The sequence below is a fragment of the Acidobacteriaceae bacterium genome (genome assembly GCA_028283655.1).
Lineage (GTDB): Bacteria > Acidobacteriota > Terriglobia > Terriglobales > Acidobacteriaceae > Granulicella.
Genome location: JAPWKE010000003.1, coordinates 347957 through 372180 on the forward strand (window position 1 = coordinate 347957; position 24224 = coordinate 372180).

The 24224-nt window shown below is 57.5% G+C and carries 20 protein-coding genes and 1 pseudogene; 7 read left to right on the top strand and 14 right to left on the bottom strand.

Annotated features, from left to right (window positions below; translation table 11 throughout):
* The first annotated feature begins 25 nt into the window (after positions 1–25).
* The 3 genes from PW792_04235 to PW792_04245 are packed head-to-tail and all read left to right on the top strand — an operon-like array spanning position 26 to position 2278.
* Complete coding sequence (locus tag PW792_04235) at positions 26–514, top strand: arsenate reductase ArsC (protein ID MDE1161140.1); 489 nt, start codon at positions 26–28, stop codon at positions 512–514.
* A gap of 8 nt (positions 515–522) precedes the next feature.
* The gene (locus tag PW792_04240) at positions 523–1884 is read left to right on the top strand and encodes an FAD-dependent oxidoreductase (protein MDE1161141.1); all 1362 of its coding nucleotides are present in this window, start codon (positions 523–525) and stop codon (positions 1882–1884) included.
* Positions 1877–2278 (top strand): arsenate reductase ArsC, encoded by a 402-nt coding sequence (locus tag PW792_04245; protein ID MDE1161142.1) that lies wholly within the window; start codon positions 1877–1879, stop codon positions 2276–2278. The genes PW792_04240 and PW792_04245 overlap by 8 nt, the downstream gene beginning before the upstream one ends.
* Positions 2279–2285: 7 nt before the next feature.
* On the opposite strand, the gene merR is transcribed toward PW792_04245, so the two are convergent.
* Positions 2286–2684, bottom strand: a complete 399-nt coding sequence (gene merR, locus PW792_04250) for an Hg(II)-responsive transcriptional regulator (protein MDE1161143.1) — start codon at positions 2682–2684, stop codon at positions 2286–2288.
* A gap of 64 nt (positions 2685–2748) precedes the next feature.
* On the opposite strand from merR, the gene PW792_04255 reads away from it, so the two are divergent.
* A complete protein-coding gene (locus PW792_04255; protein MDE1161144.1) occupies positions 2749–3108 on the top strand; it encodes a mercuric transporter MerT family protein in 360 nt (119 codons plus the stop codon).
* A 13-nt stretch (positions 3109–3121) separates the two neighbouring features.
* Positions 3122–3409, top strand: a complete 288-nt coding sequence (locus tag PW792_04260; GenBank protein ID MDE1161145.1) for a cation transporter — start codon at positions 3122–3124, stop codon at positions 3407–3409.
* Positions 3410–3728: 319 nt separating this feature from the next.
* On the opposite strand, the gene PW792_04265 is transcribed toward PW792_04260, so the two are convergent.
* The 13 genes and pseudogenes from PW792_04265 to PW792_04325 form a co-directional block, all read right to left on the bottom strand.
* Positions 3729–4283, bottom strand: a complete 555-nt coding sequence (locus tag PW792_04265) for a cation transporter (protein MDE1161146.1) — start codon at positions 4281–4283, stop codon at positions 3729–3731.
* Positions 4284–4360: 77 nt separating this feature from the next.
* Positions 4361–6508, bottom strand: a complete 2148-nt coding sequence (locus PW792_04270; GenBank protein MDE1161147.1) for a TonB-dependent receptor — start codon at positions 6506–6508, stop codon at positions 4361–4363.
* A gap of 814 nt (positions 6509–7322) precedes the next feature.
* Positions 7323–10181 (bottom strand): heavy metal translocating P-type ATPase, encoded by a 2859-nt coding sequence (locus tag PW792_04275; GenBank protein MDE1161148.1) that lies wholly within the window; start codon positions 10179–10181, stop codon positions 7323–7325.
* Positions 10091–10486: pseudogene (locus PW792_04280) on the bottom strand (DUF4396 domain-containing protein). The gene PW792_04275 and the pseudogene PW792_04280 overlap by 91 nt, the downstream one beginning before the upstream one ends.
* A gap of 236 nt (positions 10487–10722) precedes the next feature.
* On the bottom strand, positions 10723–11313 hold the full coding sequence (locus PW792_04285; GenBank protein MDE1161149.1) for a c-type cytochrome: 591 nt from the start codon (positions 11311–11313) through the stop codon (positions 10723–10725).
* Positions 11310–11849 carry a DUF305 domain-containing protein gene (locus tag PW792_04290; GenBank protein ID MDE1161150.1) on the bottom strand — a complete coding sequence of 180 codons (540 nt, stop codon included), beginning with the start codon at positions 11847–11849 and terminating at the stop codon, positions 11310–11312. The genes PW792_04285 and PW792_04290 overlap by 4 nt, the downstream gene beginning before the upstream one ends.
* Before the next feature lie 15 nt (positions 11850–11864).
* Positions 11865–13520, bottom strand: a complete 1656-nt coding sequence (locus PW792_04295; protein MDE1161151.1) for a TolC family protein — start codon at positions 13518–13520, stop codon at positions 11865–11867.
* Positions 13521–13584: 64 nt separating this feature from the next.
* Positions 13585–15252: a copper oxidase gene (locus tag PW792_04300; protein MDE1161152.1), complete on the bottom strand. Its 1668-nt coding sequence runs from the start codon at positions 15250–15252 to the stop codon at positions 13585–13587.
* Between the two features lie 123 nt (positions 15253–15375).
* Complete coding sequence (locus tag PW792_04305; GenBank protein MDE1161153.1) at positions 15376–15825, bottom strand: hypothetical protein; 450 nt, start codon at positions 15823–15825, stop codon at positions 15376–15378.
* An 88-nt stretch (positions 15826–15913) separates the two neighbouring features.
* Entirely contained in the window at positions 15914–16228 is a 315-nt protein-coding gene (locus tag PW792_04310; GenBank protein MDE1161154.1) for a hypothetical protein, read from the bottom strand.
* Between the two features lie 7 nt (positions 16229–16235).
* The gene (locus tag PW792_04315) at positions 16236–19397 is read right to left on the bottom strand and encodes a CusA/CzcA family heavy metal efflux RND transporter (protein MDE1161155.1); all 3162 of its coding nucleotides are present in this window, start codon (positions 19395–19397) and stop codon (positions 16236–16238) included.
* Positions 19398–19399: 2 nt separating this feature from the next.
* Positions 19400–20722 (bottom strand): efflux RND transporter periplasmic adaptor subunit, encoded by a 1323-nt coding sequence (locus PW792_04320; protein MDE1161156.1) that lies wholly within the window; start codon positions 20720–20722, stop codon positions 19400–19402.
* A gap of 236 nt (positions 20723–20958) precedes the next feature.
* The gene (locus PW792_04325) at positions 20959–22218 is read right to left on the bottom strand and encodes a TolC family protein (GenBank protein MDE1161157.1); all 1260 of its coding nucleotides are present in this window, start codon (positions 22216–22218) and stop codon (positions 20959–20961) included.
* 973 nt (positions 22219–23191) lie between these two features.
* On the opposite strand from PW792_04325, the gene PW792_04330 reads away from it, so the two are divergent.
* Both PW792_04330 and PW792_04335 read left to right on the top strand, forming a co-directional pair.
* A complete protein-coding gene (locus PW792_04330; GenBank protein MDE1161158.1) occupies positions 23192–23884 on the top strand; it encodes an HD domain-containing protein in 693 nt (230 codons plus the stop codon).
* Complete coding sequence (locus PW792_04335; protein ID MDE1161159.1) at positions 23881–24216, top strand: KH domain-containing protein; 336 nt, start codon at positions 23881–23883, stop codon at positions 24214–24216. The genes PW792_04330 and PW792_04335 overlap by 4 nt, the downstream gene beginning before the upstream one ends.
* The last annotated feature ends 8 nt before the right edge of the window (positions 24217–24224 follow it).

Consider the following 24224-nt stretch of genomic DNA (forward strand, 5'->3'; position numbering starts at 1 on the left):
TCGCTGCTTCCGTACGAGGTCGACCATGCCGCACTACAACGTTCTCTTCTTATGCACTGGCAACTCCGCGCGTTCCATCATGGCGGAAGCGATCATGAATCATAAGGGTGCACCAAACTTCACCGCGTACAGTGCCGGAAGCCATCCGTCCGGCACTGTTCGATCAGAGGCTCTGGACCAGATTGCCTCGGCCGGGCTCAGCACGGAGGGACTGCGGAGCAAGTCCTGGGAGGAGTTCGCGGTTGCTGGTGCTCCCCAACTGGACTTTGTGTTCACGGTCTGTGACAACGCAGCGCAGGAAACCTGCCCGCATTGGCCCGGACAACCAATCACGGCACATTGGGGCGTTCCAGATCCCGTCGCTGTGACAGGTTCACGAGCTGATTCCGAAAGGGCCTACAAGCAGGCTTTTTCCATGCTGCAACAGAGGATCTCGTTGATGCTTTACCTGCCTCTCGCAAGCCTTGATTCGATGGCGATAAAAAAAGAACTCGACAACATCGGGCAGCAGTGAGGAAGCAGATGAAGCTCCTAATTATCGGCGGCAGCGATGCGGGAATCAGTGCGGCCTTGCGCGCTCGCGAGCTTGCTCCTGAAACCGACATCACGGTGTTGCTCGACGATGATTTTCCCAACTACAGCATCTGCGGTCTACCGTTCTATATAAGCGGAGAAACACCCCATTGGCGGAGTCTTGCGCATAGGACGGAGTTTGACGGCATCGCGGTGCGGCGGGGCCATCGTGCGCATCAGATCGACCCCGAAGGCAAGACCGTAAGAGTGGTTGTGCAGGGTGAAGGCGAAGCGTCATTCCCATACGACAAGCTTGTGATTGGCACTGGAGCAGGCCCCGTCCAGCCGAAGATTCAAGGTGGCACTCTTCCCGGCGTCTTCCCATTACACACCATGAAGGACAGCTTCGCGGTTCATCAGTATCTGGATAGCGCGAAGCCGCAACGAGCGGTCATCGTCGGCGCTGGATACATAGGGCTGGAGATGGCCGATGCTCTCACGCATCGCGGTATAGAAGTGACGGTCTTGAGCCGCACACCGACCGTTCTCGCAACCGTCGATGCTGAGTTTGGAGAGATCGTCGCGGAAGAACTACGGAAGCACGGTGTTCGAGTCAATACGAGCATCGACGCGCACGCCATCTCTGAGACGGGTGCTGGCTTACATCTCTCAGGTAGCAGCGGCTTCGAGCAGGACTGTGACCTGGTGTTGGTCGCCGTTGGTGTCAAACCGCACAGCGAACTCGGTCTGGAAGCAGGCCTGAAGGTGGGCACTAAGGGAGCGTTCGTGACCAACCGACGCATGGAAAGCAGCGTCCCGGATATTTATGTTGCGGGAGACTGCGGCGAGACCTGGCACCGTCTTCTCAACCGCTACACCTATATGCCGCTTGGTACGACGGCACACAAGCAAGGCAGGGTCGCTGGCGAGAACGCCCTCGGCGGAAATCGAGAGTTTGCCGGTTCCCTCGGCACACAGGTCGTCAAGATATTCGATCTCGTGATCGCACGGACGGGCTTGCGCCAGGACGAAGCCGAACGTGAGGGCTTGCCAGCGGCAACCGTCATGAGTGCGGCGAATGACCACAAGGCCTACTATCCCGGCGCGTCACCGCTTCACTTGCGCGTTACGGGGGACAGCGACACCGGACGGCTTCTTGGAGCGCAAATTCTGGGCCGTTGGGGCGCGGAGATTTCTAAGCGAGTCGATATCTTTGCTGCCGCACTGTTTCAAGGAATGACGGTCGATCAGGTGTCCGACCTTGATCTCAGCTATACGCCCCCTCTCAGCAGCCCTTGGGACCCGGTCCAGATGGCTTCTCAAGCATGGAGCGCAAATCTTTCGAATGTTTCTAGGAGAGCCAATGTTTAAGGTGATATTCGCTTGCGTCCACAATGCAGGTCGTTCTCAGATGGCCGCTGCCTTTTTCAACCATCTAGCCGATCCATTAAAGGCTGAGGCCATTTCGGCAGGTACGGAGCCCGGTTTGCGTGTCCATCCAGAGGTTCTCGTCATGATGCAGGAAATTGGCATCGACCTGAGCGATGCCAAGCCGCAGAAGCTAACGGAAGAACTGGCGCGTGACGCACAACTCCTCATAACGATGGGATGCGGTGACAAATGCCCGTATGTCCCTGGCCTTCGCCGTGACGACTGGCCGCTTCGCGATCCGAAAGGGCTTCCCGTAGAGGAAGTGCGGGCGATCCGGGATGAGGTGAAGCAGAGGGTACAAGGCTTAATTGAGGCAGAGAATCTGGGCATATAGCGCTGAGCTAATCATCGGCCAACAGGTGAATGATGGGACAAGGCGCATTCTCCACAGAGGCATCGCAGGATCGTACGAGACGAGCTAACGATTTTTTCATCCTCGACAGGTCGGCAATCTTCTGCGCAATCAACTCCATCTTGTGGGCGGCAACTTCGCGTGTCTCCAGACAGGCTTTCCGTTGATCGAGAGCGAGTAGCCCCTGGATCTCTTCTAGGGTGAAACCCAGCGCCTGTGCTCTCTTGATGAAGAGAACGCGCTTCACCGATTCTTCTGAATAGTGTCGAAAACCTCCGTTGGGTTTCTGTGGCTCGTCTAAGAGAGTGCGTCGCTGATAGTAGCGAATGGTCTCGACGCTCACCCCACCGTGCTTTGCTAATGTTCCGATCGTCAGGCTATCGCTCATACGTCCTCTCTTGACCCCGTACCATGGTACGGGGTTTAGAGTGAAATGAGGAAGGATGGATTGGATGCAGTCCTCATCGAATGCGAACACGAAGCTGGCTCTTGCGGGCGGACTGCTCGCCGGAATCGGGGCGTCGGCGTGTTGCGTAGGGCCGCTTCTTCTTCTCAGTCTGGGAATCGGTGGCGCTTGGATCGGCCATCTGACGGCTCTGGAACCCTACCGCCCAATCTTTATCGCGCTTACCGTTATCTTTCTTGGCCTGGCCTTTCGCAAGCTTTATCTGGTTCCGCAGACCTGCAGCGTGGAAGATAATTGCGTTGCTGATCGCACAAGGCGTGTGCAGAGGATCTTGTTTTGGGTCTTCGTGCCACTATCGCTTGCCTCAGTGGCGAGTCCTTGGATTTTGCCTCTCTTCTATCGTTGAAAGGAATAAACCAATGCGTAAGCTCTTAGCTGCTCTGCTAATCTCCCTCCCGGCATCCGCGTTCGCTGGAACACCACAGACCGCCGTCCTCGACGTAAAGAACATGACCTGCTCCATGTGCTCGATCACCATCCACAAGGCGCTCGAAAAGGTGCCGGGAGTGATCGACACGAAAGTGGATTACGACCACAAGACTGCGACCGTAAAGTACGATTCGGGCACGACAAATCCGGCTGCACTCATGAAGGCAACGACGAACGCAGGCTTTCCTTCAACTCTGCACAGCGGGGAAAAAAGGTAGTGGGGACGACCACGACGGCCATCCTGGAATCGATGCTGAGCTGTCCCACGTGCGGCCACACGACGCTGGAGAAGATGCCTCTCGATTGTTGCCAGTTCTTTCATGAGTGCGATGAATGCCATACCCTGATTCGGCCGTTGGTTGGAGATTGCTGCGTCTTCTGCTCATATGGTTCTGTCAAATGCCCGCCGGTCCAACTCCAGGGCCGGTGCTGCCACTAGTTCGGTCCGCCTACCCCTTGAGCCAGTAACAGCGCTAAAGCGAAAGAGCCGATCTCGCGGCGTGTAGCGCTCTTACCGAACGGGTTGTGGGGACAGCTTCAGCAGCTGCAGAAATTACCTCGCCACGCTTCTCGTGCTTCCTTCAACAAGAGAGGCACGGCGATCAGAGCGGCTGTCGAATCAAACCATGGCACGTGGAAGACGGCGTTTACCCCGAGTCCCAGCAAAGTTAGCGCGGCGAGGTAGGCGCATGTGGCAGACTGAACCGCATCTGCAGCGAGAGCGCTGTTGCCAATAGACCTCGCTTCCCGGCGCTTCAGGTGGGCAAGCAGCGGCATCACAAGGAGTGCCGCTGCGGAAGCACCCATACCTAGAAAGCTAGTCTCAGGTCTTAAGTGTCCTGAGAGAGAAACGCCCGCGATGATGACGACGACTACAGCAAGTAGATAGAGCAGCACTGCTGCTACGCGTGTTGCAACCGCTTCGGAAATAGCGAAGGCTCCAATGAATTGGGCGAGGACGACGGTCGCTGATAACCATTCGATGAGGCTGTCCGATCCGAAGGTCAGCATCATTGGGCTATGAGCTTGTTTGGCGGCGTAGAGCGCGAGCCCGCATTCTGTGGTCATCCAAACAAGGGTTGCGACTTGCAACCAGACTGCTCGTCTCGACGGCGGAACATCCTGACCCTTGGAGCGGCACTCTGGTGATGACATTGGAAACTCTATCCTCAGAAAATAAGACGTGCGCCGCCGTTCACGACGCGTCCGTCCAAGGGTGCCCAGGCATCCACGGTCCAGCGTCCGTCTGACTCACGAACCGGCAAAAGCAGCGGATCATGCTTCGTCTGACGAACGTCGCCAAGGTTCTCGGCGTTGACGAACAGCTTCACATGGGAGGCGATCTTTTGTTCGAACAACGCGCCGAAGAGGACGTACGGTACCGAGGTATCCCGATACGGGTTGTACTCCAGACGTTGTGTCCCGGTGTAGTAGCACTCTAACCCGATCTTGGTCTTACCTTCCTTCTCCCACATCCCCACCACTCCAAGGTTGTGGCGAGGTGTTAGCGGAACTTCCACGCGACCGACTCCTGGCTCCGGTTCGCTGGTGCGGACGTACGTATAGGTAGTCGTGACTGTGAACGGGGCTTTGCGCCATGTCCCGAGCAACTCCGTCCCGTAGTTACGCGTTGGACCGGCGAGGTTGAAGATGGAATACGTGTCGCCTCGATCTACGTAGACCGGACGGTCGATTTCAGAGGCGAACAGCGTGCCGCTCAGACTGATCGATCCGAATGTTCTCGATAGATCAGTCGATGCGGTCCGGCCTCGCTCCGACTTGAGAGCAGTCGGCTGATGCAATTTCGCCAGCCCCGCCGCTTCTGTGTCTTCCGTCAGAGCGGTAGACGCGAAGAAGCCCTGTCCTATGGACAAGCGGCTCGTCCATCCTGCCTTACGGATCAAAGCCGAAATGCGTGGACTGAAGAAGGTTCCGTACACATTGTGGAAGTCCACACGTGCGCTCCCTGACAAGCTCAGCCAGGAAGTCAGCGTCAGGTCATCCTCTCCAAACAGCCCAGGAGCGCTAAAGGTATAAGCGAAGCGAGGAACGTCATGCGGACGGTACGCGTCGCGGACCTCGGCAAAGCCGGCGACCCATGTGTTCTTGCTAGAGCCTCCGCGGATGGAAACTTCTCCGAACAACAGGTCATGGCGATCATGTTCTACGTCATCCTGGCCGAACTCATGTCGATGCTCTTGATCCGAAGTGGTGAAGCGAGCCATCAGGATGTACTTGCCTGCGAGCAAACGCTGCATCTCGCCACCGAGGTCATAACGGCGAGAGAGGAGCGATTCAATGTAGCGTTGGCCAGTGGCGGCGAGAACGGAACCCGGCAATGTACCGCCAGCCCGGTTCTCATAGACGAAGCCGCCTGTCAGCATCGCAGAGTTGCCCTGCTTGTCGTCCCAGAACAATCGTGGACGCACGACTCCCCGCTGGTAAGAAGCGACGTCAGCCCATCCGTCAGCGTTCTGATCTCTCGCGTCCTGAGTGAAACCGCCTCCCAGCAGGGTCCCGCCGAGATGAGGAGTGAGCTTTTGTCCAAGAAACATCGATCCATCGGTGGCGCCCAGAGAAGATCGATTGATGAGGAACTCGCGTATCGGCTTTTCGGTAGGCCGACGGGAGATGAGATTGACTACCCCGGCCATTGCCGAGCTTCCGTACAACGCAGATGCGTTGCCCTTGATGATTTCCAACTGACCGAGGTCCATTGGTGGGATCTGCAAGAGTCCCAACCCGGCACCACTTTGTCCAAACAGCGGCAGTCCATCTGAGAGGAAGGCAGTGTACCGGCCTCGCATTCCTTGAACTCGCAGGCTGGAGGCTCCCAAGCCTGGCGAGGTGGTTTGCACGCGCATGCCGCCCATTTCATTGAGCATCATGCTGATATCGCCTGGCCGCATCGCCAACTCTTCGTTGATCTCGTCTTCAGACAGCACTTCAACGTGCAGGGGAGAATCCTGAAGGCGGACATTGGTACGGGTAGCGTAGACCGTGACCTCTTCCTGAGCTTCCAGTTTTGCCGCCAGCTCAACTTCGATCTCTGTCTGCTCGTTCTGCTCGATCCTGATGTGAGACTGGAAGGTTTGGTGGTCTTCCTTGTTGACGATGAGATCGGCGGCACTGCCAGGAACGAGTAGGGTTACGGTGCCATCCGCGCTCGTTGTGCCGGATACGCCCCCAAGCGAAATCGCTGCGCCCGCTACAGGACCTGCGGTATCCCCGACCGCGACATGAACGCTGTGCGCTTCAGTTTGTCCGAAAAGTGCGACATTCAGACAAAAGACCGCCGCCAGAGCAAGCTGTTTCATAGCGACAGGCTAAAGTCTATAGTTGCTATAGGGTCAACTATGCGAACAGCTTTGAGCATCGGAGAGTTATCAAAACAGTCTGGAGTGAAGGTCGTCACGATCCGCTACTACGAGCAAATCGGGCTTCTTCCGGCCTGCGACCGGACCGCCGGGAACTATCGGGTTTACTCGCCAGAGCACGTCCAACGCTTATGCTTTGTGCGGAGGTGCCGCGATCTGGGCTTCTCTCTCGAACAGGTGCGCGATCTACTTCACCTATCGTCCGTCGAGCATTCTTCCTGCAAGGACGTCTGCAATTTGGCAGAGGACCATCTGCGAGACGTTGAGGCGAAGATCGCCGATCTGAGCCGGCTTGCATCCGAACTCCGCCAGATCAGAATCTCGTGCGATGGCAAGCGGCCTATCGGAGACTGCAGGATCATTGCAGCCCTCTCGGCCCATTCAAATAAGAACAAAGAGTCAGAAGGATAAAGTTGATCTGGGCTACTCCGCTTAGCCTAACGATTAGGCGGAATCTACAAGAATCGGTCTGTCCGGGCACATAGGACAGACCGATTTGCATTGATATTCCACAGTCACGAGTTCGTCACAGTCTGTAACAGCCCTCAGAGGTGGGGAGGAGAGATGTGAAGAGATCCGTAAACAGGGAGGGAGCTCCTTCCTTCCACATCCTCACGTATTGGGCTGGAGAACAGTTCAGTGCCGAGTCCTACAGAAGATCGCAGTTCCGTGGCCAGGTTCAACGGCATGAGCAGGACGAGCTGTCAGCAACGCGCATTAGTCACGAGCAGCACTCGCAGACGAGACCGCGATCTCATTCATGACGCAGCCGGAGCGAATTCGCGATTACAGATACCGAGCTGAAACTCATTGCCGCCGCTGCGATCATCGGACTGAGAAGCACACCGAAGTAGGGATAGAGGATGCCTGCCGCCAGAGGAACACCAAGTCCGTTGTAGATAAAGGCAAAGAAAAGATTTTGTCGAATGTTTCGCATCGTCTCCTGACTGAGCTTGCGCGCACGGGCGAGCCCTCGCAAATCGCCTCGCACGAGAGTGATCCCACCAGCTTCAATAGCAACATCAGTACCTGTTCCCATGGCGATGCCGACCTGAGCCTGTGCAAGGGCGGGAGCGTCGTTCACACCGTCGCCAGCCATTGCGACGATCTGCCCTAGCTGTTGATGTCTCTTGACAACCTCAGCCTTCTGTTCAGGAAGGACATCTGCTTCGAAAGCAATGCCGAGCTTGTCCGCAACCGCCTTTGCCGTTCTGCTGTTGTCTCCCGTGACCATAATGATGGTCAGCCCGTCCGCTTTCAACTTGCGGATCGCCTCTGGAGTTGATTGCTTAATCGGATCAGAGACAGCCACGAGCCCCGCGGCTTTCCGGTCGATGGCAGCGAGCATCACTGTCATTCCCTGACTTCGCAGCGTGTCCGTTTCCACGCTGAACACCGTGGGATCGACCCCGATCTCGCGCAACAGTTCCGAATTTCCCACCGCCACATCTTTTCCTTCGATCACACCACGCACGCCCTTTCCGGTGATGGACGCAAACTCGCGAACGTCGCGTAAGGAAAGCTGGCGGGCCTCAGCCCCATGCACGATCGCAGCTGCCAGCGGATGTTCGCTGGAGCGTTCAAGACTGGCGACCAACATCAAGAGTTCACTTTCATCGAAGTCCGGCAGCGGTCTGACGGCTGTGAGTGTAGGCTTGCCTTCTGTCAGAGTTCCGGTCTTGTCGACGAGCAATGTGTTCACCTTGCCGAAGAGTTCCAGGGCCTCGGCATTCCGAACAAGGATGCCTGCGCCTGCGCCACGGCCTGTGCCAACCATGATCGCCATCGGTGTCGCGAGGCCCAGAGCGCAGGGACATGCCACGATCAGCACCGCGACGGCGCTTACCACGGCATGAGCGAGCTTCGGCTGAGGGCCCAGCACGTACCACAGTGCGAACGTCAGCACGGCCGAGGCGATGACTGCGGGAACGAAGTACGCAGAGATCCTATCCGCGACGCGTTGAATTGGGGCGCGAGTCCGTTGCGCGGCACTGACCATTTTCACGATCTGGGAGAGGAGGGTGTCCGCACCGACACGTTCAGCGCGCATGGTGAATCCGCCGGTTCCGTTGATGGTTCCACCGACGACTTTGGCTCCAGGTGCCTTCTCAACCGGGATAGACTCGCCTGAAACCATCGACTCATCGACCGAGCTATTACCGTCGATGACCTCACCGTCAACCGGTACCTTTTCGCCCGGACGGACTCGCAGTATGTTGCCGATAAAAACTTGATCGAGCGGGACGTCGGATTCCAGGCCGTCGGCTTCGATCCTGCGAGCAGTCTTCGGCGCCAAGCCGAGAAGCGACCGCAGGGCGCTGCTGGTTCGGCTGCGAGCACGCAGTTCCATGACTTGGCCGAGGAGTACCAGCGCGACGATCACTGCGGCCGGTTCATAGTAGAGGCCGATCTGTCCATCGGCATTCCGGGCTGTCACTGGAAAGACCTGCGGGGCTACCGTAGCGACAAGGCTGTAGAGGTAGGCAGCTCCGGTCCCGAGCCCAATCAGGGTGAACATATTGAGGCTGCGATGAACGACAGACTGCCATGCCCGCTCGAAAAACGGCCATCCGCACCACCACACCACAGGAGTAGCGATTGCAAGCTCAAGCCATCCCCAAGTGGTGCCGGAGAGGATGTGCTGCAATGGCTTGGATGGCAGCATGTCGGAAGCCATGAGCATGAGCAGTGGAATGGTGAGCACAATGCTGGTCCAAAAGCGCCGTATCATGTCGCGGAGTTCGGGGTTTACCTCCTCACTCGTAATTTCCTTTGGCTCCAAAGCCATTCCACAGATGGGGCAGGCTCCTGGTTTGAAACGAACAATCTGCGGATGCATCGGGCACGTGTACTCAGTCCGTAGGGACGGAGGGAGTACGGTGGCCGGTTCGAGCGCCATGCCGCACTTCGGGCAGGCTCCGGGCCCCGTCTGGCGAACCTCAGGGTCCATCGGGCACACATACTCACTCGCTCGATCGTCACGCGAAGCAGGTTTTCCTTTGGCACGGTTCGGCTTCAGGTATTTCTCGGGATCGGTGCGAAACTTGGTCGCGCAGTTCTGGCTGCAGAACCAGTACGTCGTACCCCCTTGCGCCACCGATGCGGCTGCTTTTGTCGGATCAACCCTCATTTCACAGACAGGGTCGATTGCCTGCTTCGTCGGTTCGGCCTCTGCGTTGTGCGCTTCTGATGAAGTTTCCTGCTCATAGGTGTGGACGTACTTGGTGGGGTCGGCGTCAAATTTCCGCTTGCATCCCGACGAGCAGAAGTAATATGTCACGCCCTGCAATTCGCTTTGCCCCCCGGCATTCGTCGGATCGACCGTCATGCCACATACCGGATCGGCCGTGTTAATTTCATCATTACCGCAGCAGCTCATAGGTGTCTCCATATTTGGCTGACGCTTGAGGCCGTAATACCTTACAGGTGCGAGCGCCATTTCGCCTTCTACGCCATCGCTTCTTTGAGGCCGGTTTTCACAAGGATGTAATTCATCGGATAGGAGGTTAGAAAGCCGACGATCATGGAGATCTGCATCATGAACCAGTACTGTGGCTTGTTTGGGTGCAGGTGGGGCCCCGGAAAGGAGACGAAGTACGTCAGAGCCATCCACGCGTACATCCCAATCTGCCATGCGGTAATGGAGAGGGTGTCGGCCTTAATAGCCGCCCAGACTCCTGGGAAGAACGAGAGCCCGCGCATCGGCGCGATGGTGAAGTACTGAAAGACGATTCCGAGCGTCCAGGCAAAGATGTAGTCGATTACGAAACTCGCCCAGAGATCTGACCCCCAGAACTTCAGGGCTAGAGCAAAGACGAGAAACTCCGCGCCGATGTCGCCCAGAGTGCATCCCGCCCCACAGTGGCTTGCAGCAACCGATATCTGTGGCGGTTTTGGATGGTCCTTCGCTTCCTTCATCATTCGTTTGTGTTGCTCTTCAGTCATGGGCTTCTGGAAGTCCTTCGCTTTAGGGCGCCCGAAGCGAAAATATGCCCACAGCGCGACCACGCTGCCATACAGAGCGGTCACAGGCCAAACGAAGTTCATGATGTTCATCTTCTGCGGATGGCGGCTCACGTCAACAATGATCGTGACGGAACAAAGGAATGAAATTCCGAGTGATATCCAGGCAATCGTTTCCAGCATGTTGCACCTCAATGGTCGTGATCCATATGGGAGTGGTCAGCCGCTTCGTGGCTCTGTTGCAGCACGATAATTTGCTCCGGGCTGAGCTTCGGCAACTGTCGAAGGAAGGCGACGATCTTCCATGCGTGCTGGTCGTTCTCACCCGGTTCACCGAACGCAGGCATGCCCGACCATCGCACGCCGTTCTTGATCGTCCAGTAGAGCTCGCCGTCTGACATCTCCTGTGTATCCGTAGATGTGAGGTCGGGTGGGCGCGGGTACATGGTGCCTTTGAATGCAGTTTCACCCTTGCCATTCATCCCATGACAGACGGCGCAATGTTCGGCATAGTGTGAGGCGGATTCGTTAAGGTCAAATGCTGCAGCGGAGATGGGATTCTTCATCTCTTCGTACCGCGTGGGGATGGAGCTCTCCCATGCATGCATAGAGACGTTTGCCTCCAGAGCAGAGGGTTCGGGACGAGCACCCAACCCTTTGCTCCAGAGGATCAAACCGGCGGCCACAGTGAGAACGAATCCTACAAGGCTCAATGTCGCCCAGACATTCACGATTGTCCTGACAACCGGTGTTCGTTTCGGTTCAGTGTCAGGCCCGCTCATTTCCACTCCTTGACCCAAGCATTCATCTTGTTCAGATCCTTCTCCTGCTCGGATTTCATTTTCTGGCAAAGCGCTTTCAACTCAGGATGAACGGCTTGGGTTACACACTTCTGGGTATCGGCGATACCCATTTGATGGTGTTGTCCCATATCGACGAGAAAGTCATGATCGAAGCTGTTCCCGCTGGCTGCGTGCAACTGGGTCATCATCTTTTCCTGCTGCACCTTGAGCTTGGCCTCCAGACTGACTGGAGCCTCGCCTTTGTCGCTATACCAAGACTGAAGCCACGAATCCATCTGCTGCTTCTCCTGCTGCTGGCTCGCGATCATCTGCTGACACCTTTGTTTCAAATCAGGATGGATCGCCTTTTCTGTGCAGAGCTGCGCCATGTTGATGGCACTCTGGTGATGTTGCGAAAAGCTCTGCAAAAACCTCTGTTCGAACTTCTCACCACTTGCACTGGTCTGAGCGGAGACCGTGACGACGCAGGTGAGAACAGCGAGACAGAAGATGGGAATGGGACGGGTGGGTTTCATGTGAATCCTCCTTGGCTAGTTGCTTCCACTTGAATCGGGAAGGTTGCGGGTTGTGTCATCAGAACCCATGCTCATCGGCAATTCGAGCGCACCATTGAGCGTGTAATTCTGCAGTTCGGTTGCGGAAATCCACTCCTCGTGCAGAGCACGTATGTACCCAAGCTGGAGTGTGAACAACATCTGTTGGGCAACCAACACGCGCGGGTAGGGTTGTGCCATCTGCTGATACTTGAGAACCTCAAGCTGATACGCCCGGCGGGCACGGGGCAGCATCTCTGTTCGATAGCGTTCTGCTTTGAAACGTGCCCGCTGGTAGTCCTGCGCAAATGGCTCCGCTCTGTTCTTCGTCCAGAGTTGGGTCCGAAGCACATCGTGATGTGCTCGCTCTACGAGAACTTTGGAAGCATCCACGTTGCCCTGATTGCGATTCCACAGCGGAATGACCAGACCTGCCTCAGCGAAACTCATCCATCCGGTCTTCTTGCCGCCTGTGCCTTCGAGCTCTTCACCCGAATACCACTCACCGCCACGAAGCTGGAGATTTGGCACCTTCTCGCGCTTGGCCGATTTCACCCGCGCCTCTTCCGTCGCAAGATTGGCTTGCGCCTGTTGAACAGCGGGGCTCTGCTCCATGTCTCTGCGGACGATGGCCTCGGCATCAAGTTGTGGCGGTTCAACAAGCGATCCCATCAACGGGTGGGGAGCCAGTGACGCCTGCCCGGCATATGTGGCCAATTTGTGGAAGGCTGCCAGGAATATTCGTTGCGCATCCACGAAGTCGATCTTTGCCTGCTCCGCAGCTACCTCAGCCTTGAGAACGTCCGCTGCGTCTGCTTGACCGACGCGTTCGAGTTCGTGTGAGTTGGTCTCCGTATCGAGCGCAGCCTTCAAGAGTCGATCATGGACAACCACTGAGGCCTGAGCCGCGAGAGTGTCGAAAAAGGCCTTGGTGACATCGTTGTGTACACGGGCGCGTTGAATTTCCACGCCCAACTCGTTGGAATGTCCTTCCGCTTTGTAGATATCCCGACGCAGGGCGAGTTTGCGACCAAGGATTACTTCCTGAGAAAAGAAAGCCCCTTCCTCTCCGCCGTGATAACTGCCGCCACGGATGTGGTCGCCGGAGTACCCGATGACCGGATCGGGCGGTAACCCCAACTGTCGGCCTTGTTGTCGCGAACGCTCGACGTTGCTTTGTGCCTGGCGGAGAGTGGGGTTCGTTTTTTCCGCGAGTTCGATAAAGGCGGCTAAGGTCATTGGCTCTCGCGGCACCACGTCGCGAAGCAACTCGGGCGCAGGTAGATCACCACCCGTCCGTAGCTCGATGGCTTCTGGCTCTTGCATATCCTGCACGGGAACGGTGATCGAGCTAAAATCGCTCTCTGGTCCGGGCTTGAAAGCGCTCTGGTTGGCTTGCTGGTTGATCGAGTTCTGTTCACTTGCGCCGGCGGCCTTGGCTCGTGGATATCCTTGATCGTGTTGCATCCCTCCCATGTCACCGGGCATCTGGTGCGGCTGCTGTTTCGTCCTGTTCGGGGCAGAAGGGGCGGACTGCTTTTGGGGTGAACCCATGTTCATGCCCGGCATATCCGGCATGGGTTGCTGGGCCATCAAGACCCACGGCGCCGCCGCCAAAGGCAGCAACATAAACGCATATCGAATCTTCATCATGTCTCTCCCGGCTTATTCGAGCCTGGTGGCGAGTTCTCGCCGTTTGCGCCATCTGTTCTGGCGGCTATCCGCGCGTCTGCTTCGTGGGTGTCGAGTAGAGCGAGATATAGGGATCGTTCGAGCGATTCGCACTCTTCATCGCCGAAACAACTTGCTCATACTGTTCCGGAGGAAGCACACGAACAAATGTCATCATGCCTTGCATGAACCGGCTCCAGTTGGGCCTGAGTCCCAGGTTCTCTGGCTTTTGGACCAACTTTTCCATGTTCATCATGGTTCCTTCCATATAGGCGTCCTGCGGAAAGTTAGGGACGTCATTCGCGTTCGGAGAGATTTCGGCCTTCTGCGCTTTCATGCTGTCAGCGTCCATGTCGAACGCATTCTGATTCCGATATTGCAAATCGCTCATGCGGGGTTGGCGCTTGCTCTGCTCCTGCATCATTCCCCTCATTCCGGCATCCATCTCCGTGTTCGCGAGCGGCCCTTCTCCGTTCGCCTGTGTACCGGCTGCGAGAGCGGCCGCTGGTACAGCAGAGTCGCTGGCTGTATTTGGGTTCGATTCGTGCTTCATCTGCATACCGGGCATATCATGCATCTCCATGCCCTGCATCTCGTCCTGCTGCTGACCGGGGTGGAGGAGCTGACCGTGGCTATCGTCTCCCCGCATGCCACGGCCACCGGGATAGCCAGCCGCTCGGGTCATCGGCCCCACATGAGAGGACATCTGGTTCATCATGTGGTGGGGCAGATGGCAGTGAAGCATCCAGTCTCCCGGGTTGTCGGCGACGAATTCAACGTCCCGTGCTTGTGCCACACCGACCAGCACGGTGTTCCCGGGCCACCACGCCGTCTCAGGAATGCGTCCGCCTTCAGTGCCTGTGGTGTAGAAAGTATGTCCATGAACGTGCATCGGATGGTGGTCCATGCCGAGATTGATGAACCGGATGCGTATGCGTTCTCCCTGACGCACGATCAGCGGCGTTGTCGCTGGACCAGCCTTGCCGTTCAGAAGGAGCCAGTTGAACTCCATGTTCATCGTGTTCGGTGTGGTCTGGTTTGCGAGAACCGCATACTCCTGAAGATGGATGACGTAGTCCTTGTCGCAGTGAGGCCGATACGGCACCCTGGGGTGCATGATGACCGCGCCTAACATGCCTGCCATCTCCTGCATGGCCATGTGAGAGTGATAGAAGAATGTGCCTTCCTGATGGATCGTGAAGTGATATTCGAACGTTTCGCCTGGCTTGACGGGTTCCTGACTTATCCCCGGCATACCGTCGAACCCGATGTGGTCTTCAAATCCGTGCCAGTGGATCGAACTCGGTTCGGGGAGCTCGTTCTTGAAGATCACCTTTACGCGATCACCTTGCGTGACCTGAATCGTGGGACCTGGCGACGAACCGTTGAAACCCCAGACATCGATCGTCTTGTCCGGCGCAATCTGCTGTTTAAGGACATGAGCTGTAAGGCGAAAAACCTTCACGTCTCCCTCCCACTCAAAGGGCAGGTCTCCGACATCGGTCGTGACCACCGGTACAGTGGGGAACGGTCCTGAATGGGTATTGACTTTGGATAACGACCCACTGGCTGTACCTAAGTAGCCGCCCTTTGGAGCAACCTGCGGTCCAGCGGCATGTGGATCGTGAGTGGAGGCACTGGCGGGTCGGTCAGCCGCGAAGAGGGCTGCGCCCAACGCCGCCGTACGCTGCAGAAAGGTTCTGCGGGTAGACATGAATCAATCTCCGTGTGAATTGTCGGTCTATGAAATGTGCCAACGACACGGAGACGAGCACGCTGATGTAGCGTGAATGAGTATTCCGTGCAGCGGCAGATTGTCCTGGTCAAGGACGGCCGACTACACGCGGAGAACGCTACCGCTTTCTAGAGGGGAGATACTTCGCAGCGGTGGAGTTTCGGAACGCGCCAGCAGCATCGGCTCCGCTACACGGCCATGGTCAAGTGAGAACACCGCTACGATCGCGACTGCCTGGAGCGAAGCAAGAGACACTTTGAATTGCTTTTCACTCTGGATGAGGGCTACGTCTTCTTTGCAGACCTGATGCGCGCATTGTGTGTGTATGGCATGCGCCTGATCGGGTACGGCAGCGGATCGCCGGCCCATTCCGCAGTCCTTCATGCTTGGCATTGACGACTGCGGCTCAGCCTTCGCCGCCGCCTGCTGTCCATGGCACGCCATTCCCATCGCTCTGAAGTCGCACACGACTTCGCACTTTGCGGAGATGCAGGAAATCACCAGCATCAGTGCCGCGAGAAAAGTGCTCGAAATGAGTTTGGCAGGTTTCATGGCGCAATCGGTGTACTACCCGAGGTAGGTAGTTTGATGGTCCTGGGCCTCAGAGTGTTGCTGCTGTCTGTTGATCTTGTGCACGGTATTACGACGCAGCTTTGATTTCTTTCACTGTGATCGTGGTGCCATTCACGTCTCCCCTGACGCGCACGTTGGAACCGGCGACCTTGTCGATCTGCGCCTTGTCACCCTTGAGCGTGTAGAGCTTGTCCCCAACCACCAGCGCAAATTCAGACCCAGATTTGACGCAGGCCCGGGTGCATTCGGCGGCCGAGGCGTTCTTCATCATGTGGTGCTTTCCACACATGGAGTCGGTGACGGTGCCCCGAATTTCCTGCGTCTGGGCGATAGCGGCGGAGGTGAGCACGAATGCGGCGGCGATTGCGATTTTCTTGAGCATGGTTCTCCTAAGTGCCCGAAGGCGGTTGAGGCGGCACGAGCGTGCCACGGTGGAACGAGCGGGTCTTCATCATGAGGAAGAAGACAGGAACAAGCAGAAGGACGTGGATGGTGGACGTAATCATGCCGCCTACGATCGGTGCAGCAATCGGCTTCATCACGTCGGAACCGATTCCCGACTCCCACAGAATCGGCACGAGGCTCGCTAGAACGGCGCAGACGGTCATGAGCTTCGGTCTTAGGCGCTGGACGGCGCCCTCGATCACAGCAGCTTCTATGTCCTCTTCGGAATGGATCTCACCGGACGCGATGTGCCGCGCGAGCGCTTCATGTAGGTAAACGACCATCACAACGCCGGTTTCAACGGCGATGCCGAAGAGAGCGATGTACCCCACCCAGACCGCCACGTTGAAGTTGTAGTGCAGAAGCCATTGCAGCAGCAGCCCTCCGGTGAGCGCATAGATTGTCGGAACGATTAGGACAACCGCCTCCGCTGCCGAATGGAAGACCATGTACAACAGCAGGAAAATCACAAAGAAGACAATCGGGAGGATGAGCTTGAGACGCTGACGAGCGCGCGTTTCAAATTCATATTCTCCAGACCATTTGTAGCTGTATCCACGCGACAACGAGACGCTGTTCTGCAGCCGTCGGGATGCATCGCGAACAAAGCCGCCATAGTCGGCGTTCTTCAAGTTGATATACACGTAGCCGGTGAGTTGGCCGTCTTCGTCGCGGATCATGGCCGGTCCTTGAGTGAAAGAGACCTTCGCGACTTGGGCCAGCGGAATCTGGGCACCGGACGGTGTAGCGATGAGCACATTGCGCATTTTCTGCACGCTGTCTCGGAAGTCCTGCGCGTAGCGCACACTGATCGGGTAGCGCTCGCGGCCTTCGATGTTCTCGGCGATGTTCCGGCCACCGATTCCGGAAGCCACCGCGGTCTGAACATCCGAAACACTCAGGCCGTAGCGCGCGGCCTCCGGTCGATTCACCTCGACATTCACGTAAAAGCCCTGGGATATTCGTTCCGCGAAGACGGACCTAGATTGGGGCATGGATGAGAGCACTCCCTGAATCCGGGACGCGAGCTGTTCGATGCCGTCAACGTTCGGCCCCTGCACCTTGAGCCCGAGTGGAGTCTTGATGCCGGTGAGTTCCATGTCGAGCCGGTTCTCCACCGGGCTGGTCCACGTATTCGATAAACCGGGAAACTGCAGCTTCGCGTCCATCTCCTGAATGAGCTTTTCGTAAGTGATTCCGGCCGGCCATTGGTCGCGCGGCTTCAGCATGACCGTGGTGTCGTACATGTCGAGCGGAGCGTTATCTGTCGCGCTGTCCGACCGTCCGACCGTCCCAAAGACGCTTGCGACTTCAGGAAAGGAACGAAGTATCGCGTCCTGCTTCCGCAGTAGCGTCCTGGCCTGCTCGATGTTGATTCCGGGCAAGGCCGTAGGCATGTAGAGCGCAGACCCTTCGAACAGAGGAGGCATGAACTGGCTGCCCAGATGCAAAGCGACAGGCAAGGTTGCAAGCAGAAAGAGCAGATTCAACGCGATGGTGAGTTTGCGATGTCGAAGACAGAAGCGCAATACCGGGAGGTAGAGCCTCTGCGACATCCGAGACAACGGGTTTGCCCTCTCCGGGCGAAGGCGGCCGCGGATCAGCATCACCATCAGGACAGGGACCAGCGTGATGGCGAGCACGGACGAGGATGCGACAGCCAGCGTCTTCGTCCACGCGAGCGGACGGAACATCCGGCCCTCCTGCGCCTCTAGCAGGAACACAGGAAGAAATGAAACGACGATGATTAGGAGCGAGAAGAAGAGGGCGGGGCCAACCTGTTTCGCAGAGCCGATCAAGATCTCCCTTCTTTCCACGCCGGAGATGGGAGCTTCTGAAGCAGCCTGTCGGTCTGCAAGATGCCTATAGCCGTTCTCCACCATGACAATAGAAGCGTCGACCAGCACTCCGATGGCGAGAGCAAGGCCGCCGAGCGACATGATGTTCGCGCTGACTCCAAGCAGGTAAATGGGAATGAAGGAGATGAGGACCGCAATTGGCAAGGTGAGGATCGGGATGAGCGCCGAGCGGAAGTGGAAGAGGAACACGATGATGACGAGGCTGACGATGATGGCTTCTTCGATCAAGTCGCGTTGCAGCGTGGAGATGGAGTCCTGGATCAGGCCGGATCGGTCATAGGCCGACACGATCTTCACCCCCGGCGGCAGAGATGGTGCGATCTCTCTGAGCCTCTGCTTCACTCCCTGGATAACCTTCAGAGCGTTCTCGCCTTGGCGCATGACGATGATGCCTCCGACCGTCTCGCCGTGGCCGTTCCAGTCCGCCGCTCCCTCTCGAATGTCGGGCCCAAACGCGACCGTTCCCACGTCACGCAAGAGCACGGGAGTGCCGTCCTTACTCGAAACCGCCACGTTTGCAAGGTCATCAAGTGAGCGTAGGTAGCCGAGACCGCGAATCATGTACTGCGCGCCGCTGAGGTCGAGCACGCGTCCACCGACCTCATTGGTGCTCGCCTTGACACGATCGATCACCGTGGACAGCGGGATGTTGTATGCCAGCAGCTTCGCCGGATCAAGCCGCACCTGATACTGGCGGACGAACCCGCCGATACTCGCGACGTCGGCTACGCCGGGAACGGTCTCGAGTGCATAGCGAAGATGCCAGTCCTGCAAACCTCGCAGATCGGCGAGACTGTTCCTCCCACTGGTGTCGACGATGGCGTACTCGAAGACCCAGCCTGCACCCGTCGCGTCCGGGCCGATGGCCGGATGAACCTCGGCTGGCAAGCGACCGCTGATCTGCTGCAGGTATTCCAGCACTCGCGAGCGCGCCCAGTAGAGATCGGTGCCGTCCTGAAAGACGACGTAGACGTAGGAGTCCCCAAACATGGTCTGCGCCCGTACTGCCTTGACGTGAGGCGCAGCGAGCAGACTTGTGACGATGGGATACGTCACCTGGTCTTCGATCACGTCGGGCGGTTGGCCCGTCCACGGCGTGTGCACAATCACCTGCACGTCCGAGATGTCCGGAAGTGCATCGAGGGGAACGTGTTTGAGCGACCACACTCCTGCGAGCGTCAGCAAGAGAACAGTCGTGAACACCAGGAAGCGGTTGCGTGCGCAGAGGTCGATCACTTGGGCGAGCATGGCTACATGCCTCCCTGAGCGTCGATCCGCATCTGCTTCACTGCGATGGTCCTACCATTCTGTTGTGCCGTAACGGTGACCTGCCAGCTTCCACCGGCACCGAGCTCACCGCTGCCTTCGTAGAGACCACCGCCCTTGGGAGTCAGGCTGCTCGTTGTCTTCATGGCTGCCATTCCCATGGCCGGCATCGACGGCATGAAGAACGTGACGGAGACCTGGGCTCCGTCGAGCGCCTTCCCATCGGCCCCGGTCAGCTTCACCCGAAAGACGTTCGCTCCTTTGTGGGGAGGATCGGGGTCTGTTGAGAACGCAACCGTTGCGCTGGTCTGCGGTGAATTGGTTGGAGAGGCTTGCGTCGATGGTGTGGCCACTGGCGGCCCGCCAGCTGCCTGGAGCTGGCTTTCAGAGTCGAGCAGGAAGTTTGCGGATGTCACCACACGCTGATGAGGCGCAAGCCCGCTGACGATTGCCACGTCAGTGCCATTTGTGCGCCCGAGCACCACCTCCCTAGGCGTATACGCGCCATTACCGTCGTCCACAAACACGAGTTGCCGCGTGCCAGTCTGGAAGACTGCGGATGCCGGAACCGTGAGCTGCTCTCCGGCAGCGGACTTCAAGACGACATTCACAAACATCCCCGGTTTCAGCCGGGTTCCCGGGTTCGGGACAGTGAGTCGAACCTGAACAGTTCGCGTCGCGATATCCACCTGCGGCAAAATCTGTTCGATGCGGGCATTCAGGGTTCGCCCTGGATAGGCGTCCACCGCGATGGCGGCAGAATCGCCGGGCTTCAACGATCCAACATCTTCCTGAAAGACCTGCGCGTTCACCCATACACGCGAAAGATCGGCAACGGTGTACAGACGGGTGGAGGGCTCCACGTAAAGACTCGGCAGCGCATTTCGTTCGGTAATGAATCCAATCACCTCCGAGTCGATGGTGATATCCGTCGCTGACTTGCCGCTCGCCTGAAGCCTCGACAATTCCGCCGCTGGAACATTCCATTGGCGAAGGCGCTGCTCCGCGGCCGTGGCAAGGCTGGCTGCTCCTTGCGCTACGCCCTCCACAGAGCTATGGGTCAAAGCGCGTTCGTTCTCACGCGCAAGCAGATACTCGCGCTCGGTCGCTGCCACATCGGGGCTGTAGATGGTGAATAGCGGCTGTCCCTTGCGCACGTACTGGTAGGTAGCGTCCGCAAGGACTTTGCGTATATATCCGGGAAAGCGTACCTGCACATACGACAGCAGCCTCTCGTCAACGGCCACAGTACCGGTGGCACGAATGTCCTCACTTATGCGCTTGTATTCGGCCGTCCCCGTTTGCACGCCTATAGCGCGCGCTTGGTCCGACGACAGTTGAACTGGAGCTAGTGGAGCTTCCGACGTTCGCATAGCCCGGGTCGTTTGCGTAGTTGCCAAAGAGGGCTCGGGGCCAGAGGCCAGGACATCTGTTTCCTTGGGAGTTCTGGGTGGTGGCCTTCGCGGATAGCGGAAGCTCATCACACCAACAACGAGGATCAGAATGGCCGCCCAAACGAGAGAAGTGCGCAAGACAGTTTTGTTCATCGCAGGGTCGCTCCTGTCAGCGTTTCCAGCCGGGCGACTGCCAGTTCATGATCTGCGAGCGTCTGCAACATTTCCATTCGAAGGTTGAGGAGTGCAAGGAAAGACGAAATCACATGGGCGAACTGCTCGCGGTTCGCGGCGTATGCATTCAGCGTGGCACGGTACGCCGCATCCGATTGCGGCAGCAAGCCGTCGCGGTAGTCGGTGAGAATCTCAGCATCACTAGCCGCCTTGGCATGTTGCTGCGTAGCGTCGGCCATCTGCTGCTGTAACTGAGCGTCTAGCAGGTCGCGAGATTGGGCCAAGGCCTCCGCGGCTCGGGTCACCTCAGCGTTGATGCGTTGTTTGCGAGGTAAACGCATCTGCACAGTGAGCATGTAATAGTCGCGATACTTGCGATCCGTGTTCTGGTACATGTAGCTCACTTCGAAGTCAGGCTTTCCTTCTCGCTTGGCGGATGCGAGCTTCGCCTGTTGCTCTGCAGAGGCTCGGGCGTCGGCCTGCACCTGCGGGTTCTGCGTTCGGATCTGGGCAAGGATGTCCGCATCGGAAACGGTCAGCGGAGTTTCCCGCAGTCCCTCGGTGACGACATCGGCTGACGCCTGGTCGCGATGCAGAACGCTTTTGAGATGTGCCTGCAACTCGGCAACGCGTTCGTGGTGCCTCGCGACTTCGCGCACAAGCTTGGTGCGCTCGATCTGGGCCTGTAGGACGTCCTGTTGCATGCCTTCGCCGACCTGATAGTGCAGTGTGGCGTCCTGAATGAGCTGGTCTAACTCCGCCTTGCTCGCCTCGAGAATCGGGAGTGTCTGCTGGAGATAGGCGAGCTGAATGTAGTCGGCCTTGATGGCGTCCGCGATCGAAGACGCCTTCAAAAACACCTCCGTGTGCACCGACTCTGCTTCGGCTGCTGCTACGTCACCGCGCAGGCGGAGCTTACCCGGAAACGGCAATTCCTGCGAAGCGCCGATGCCGATGTAGGCGAAGTCGCTATTCGTGTAACCCGCAAAAGGCTCTGGACTTCCGACGCTGAACTGCTGCACGGTCAGTTTCGGGTCAGGCAAGGTTCTCGCCCGCGCAACCCCTTGCTGCGAGGCCTTCCAGGCGTGATTGACGGCCGAAATTTCTGGATTGTTCGCCTTCGCCTCGCTTAGCAACTCTGCGAGCGGGGTTGGAGGGGCAGGTAAATGCTGTCCACATGCTGCAGAGTGAATGCTCAGCAACAGGGTGAGGGTGCCGTATAAAGCGGCTTTCATGGAGGAAACTCCTGTCTCGATGGCTATTCGGAGACGAGCGGGCGCGAACGCGGCTCGAACAAAGCGCGAGAAGGAGTGTGTCTATAAGCGAAGAATGGAGATGGTCGCCGGGGGCGATTCTGGCGGAGGTGATGCGTCTGGTCGCGAAACACCAAACGGCTGCAGCGCATCCGAGAGCGATAGGTGCCACGTTGCGAGGTATACTGCAGCGACGATCACCGGATGGAACGAGGGCACTTTCCACTGGACAGCATTGATCTGCGTGGTCTGTGGGACCTTCTGGCAGCAGTCATGCCCCGAAGACATCTGCATGTGCCCGCAATCGCCTTGCATCATCCGGCAACAGGCGCGCTCCTGCTCGCTCATCTGAGCATCGGGGAGCATGCATGCCATTGCGGGAGCTCCCGAAATGAACAGGAGCAACAACAATGTGGCGAATTGGCGAAAACTGCGCACTGTCAACAGTATAACTCCGCAGTGGAAGCCGAATTGCGAGTTGTACTCCTAGAAGTACAGAGCGAGGAACAACGATGGGCCCTGAGTTTCGGGTTTTATTTAAATGTGCGCAACCGATGAGCGGGACACGGTAACGCCTCGGCGGCTGTGCAGCGCGGAAGCGTTGGACGGCCGGAACAGCCCCGATCGCGCAAGCGGCCACGTTCTATTCCCTGAAGTGTGAAGCGAGAGCGCGTAGACCGAGCGGCCCGATCCGTTGCGTAATCGACCGCCCACTCAGGTGAGTGCGCCTTGCCCAATGTAGGGCATTTCAATCACAATGGAGGATGGGACGGGTACGCACCGTCCTGGGGTGTCGAAACCCCATAGAACGCAACACGCTCCCAAGCGTGTTTAAAGATTCCCTACGCCTTTTGCGTCGGGGAGCCTGTGACGTATGTCCAGGCCCCTAAAGCTAAAGGTCACAGGAGCCGCGTTCTATCGGCTTTCGAACTCCCCGACTAAGGGTTTATAGGGCATGTTTGCGGGGGCGTACCGCAAGCTCTTTATGCTCTGGACCTTTGTCGAGGAGCCGAGCGTGTCCCCTCAGAGAACAAACCGCCTGTCACCCCATGACGCCCATTGGATCAAACAGGCGCACGCGCATGATCCTGTTCTTCACCTCCACAGCCTTCTTGTGGCGCAACTGTGTGCCAGCTTCTCGGCGTTCCTGAACTACTCTGTCGAAGAACAACGCCTCTTAGTGCGGGCAGCCCTGCTACATGACATCGGCAAAATCAGAATCCCGATCGAGCTTCTACAGAAGCCGTCACCCCTCACCGCCGAAGAGTTTATAACCGTGCAGTCCCATGCTCAAATCGGCTATGAAATGCTGGTCGAAGCGGGTGAGACTGACAAAACACTGCTAACCGTGACGCGGGACCATCACGAGCGACTCGATGGGAGCGGATACCCCCGGAAGCTTACCGCAGGAGAGATTTCGGTGTCCGTAAGACTGGTGACACTCTGCGATGTGTTCGCCGCGATGACGGAACCGCGTCCCTATGCCGCACCGATGTTATGGGATGAAGCGCTTGAACGAATGGCTGCCAAGAGTACCCGCCTTGACCAAGAGCTTTTATCTGCTTTCGCGACAATGGTTGCGGCGATGAATGTTCCCAAGCAAGGTTTTAGCCTGTTCCACAATCTCGCAAGGAGGAAAAAGTCATGACAACAATTTCTCAACCTGTTCTTAGGCAAGAACAACCGATGCAGCGGCTCCTTCATGAGATTGTTCGGCATCTGGTTGATGACGAAACCGCTATCAGAGTAGATTGTTTGGACGGTAATGATGGTGTCACGACACTGAATGTCCACGTCGCGCCGACCGACACCGGTAAGCTCATTGGCAAGCAAGGCCGCACGGCGCGCTCGCTGCGCACGATTCTTTCGGCCGCCAGCATGAAACTGCACCACCGCTACGCGCTCAATATCGAAGAGGGCAGACGAGCCGTAGTTTCACACCCGGATCTAGGGAATGATCTTCAGCGCATCCGGAACTGACACGGAGC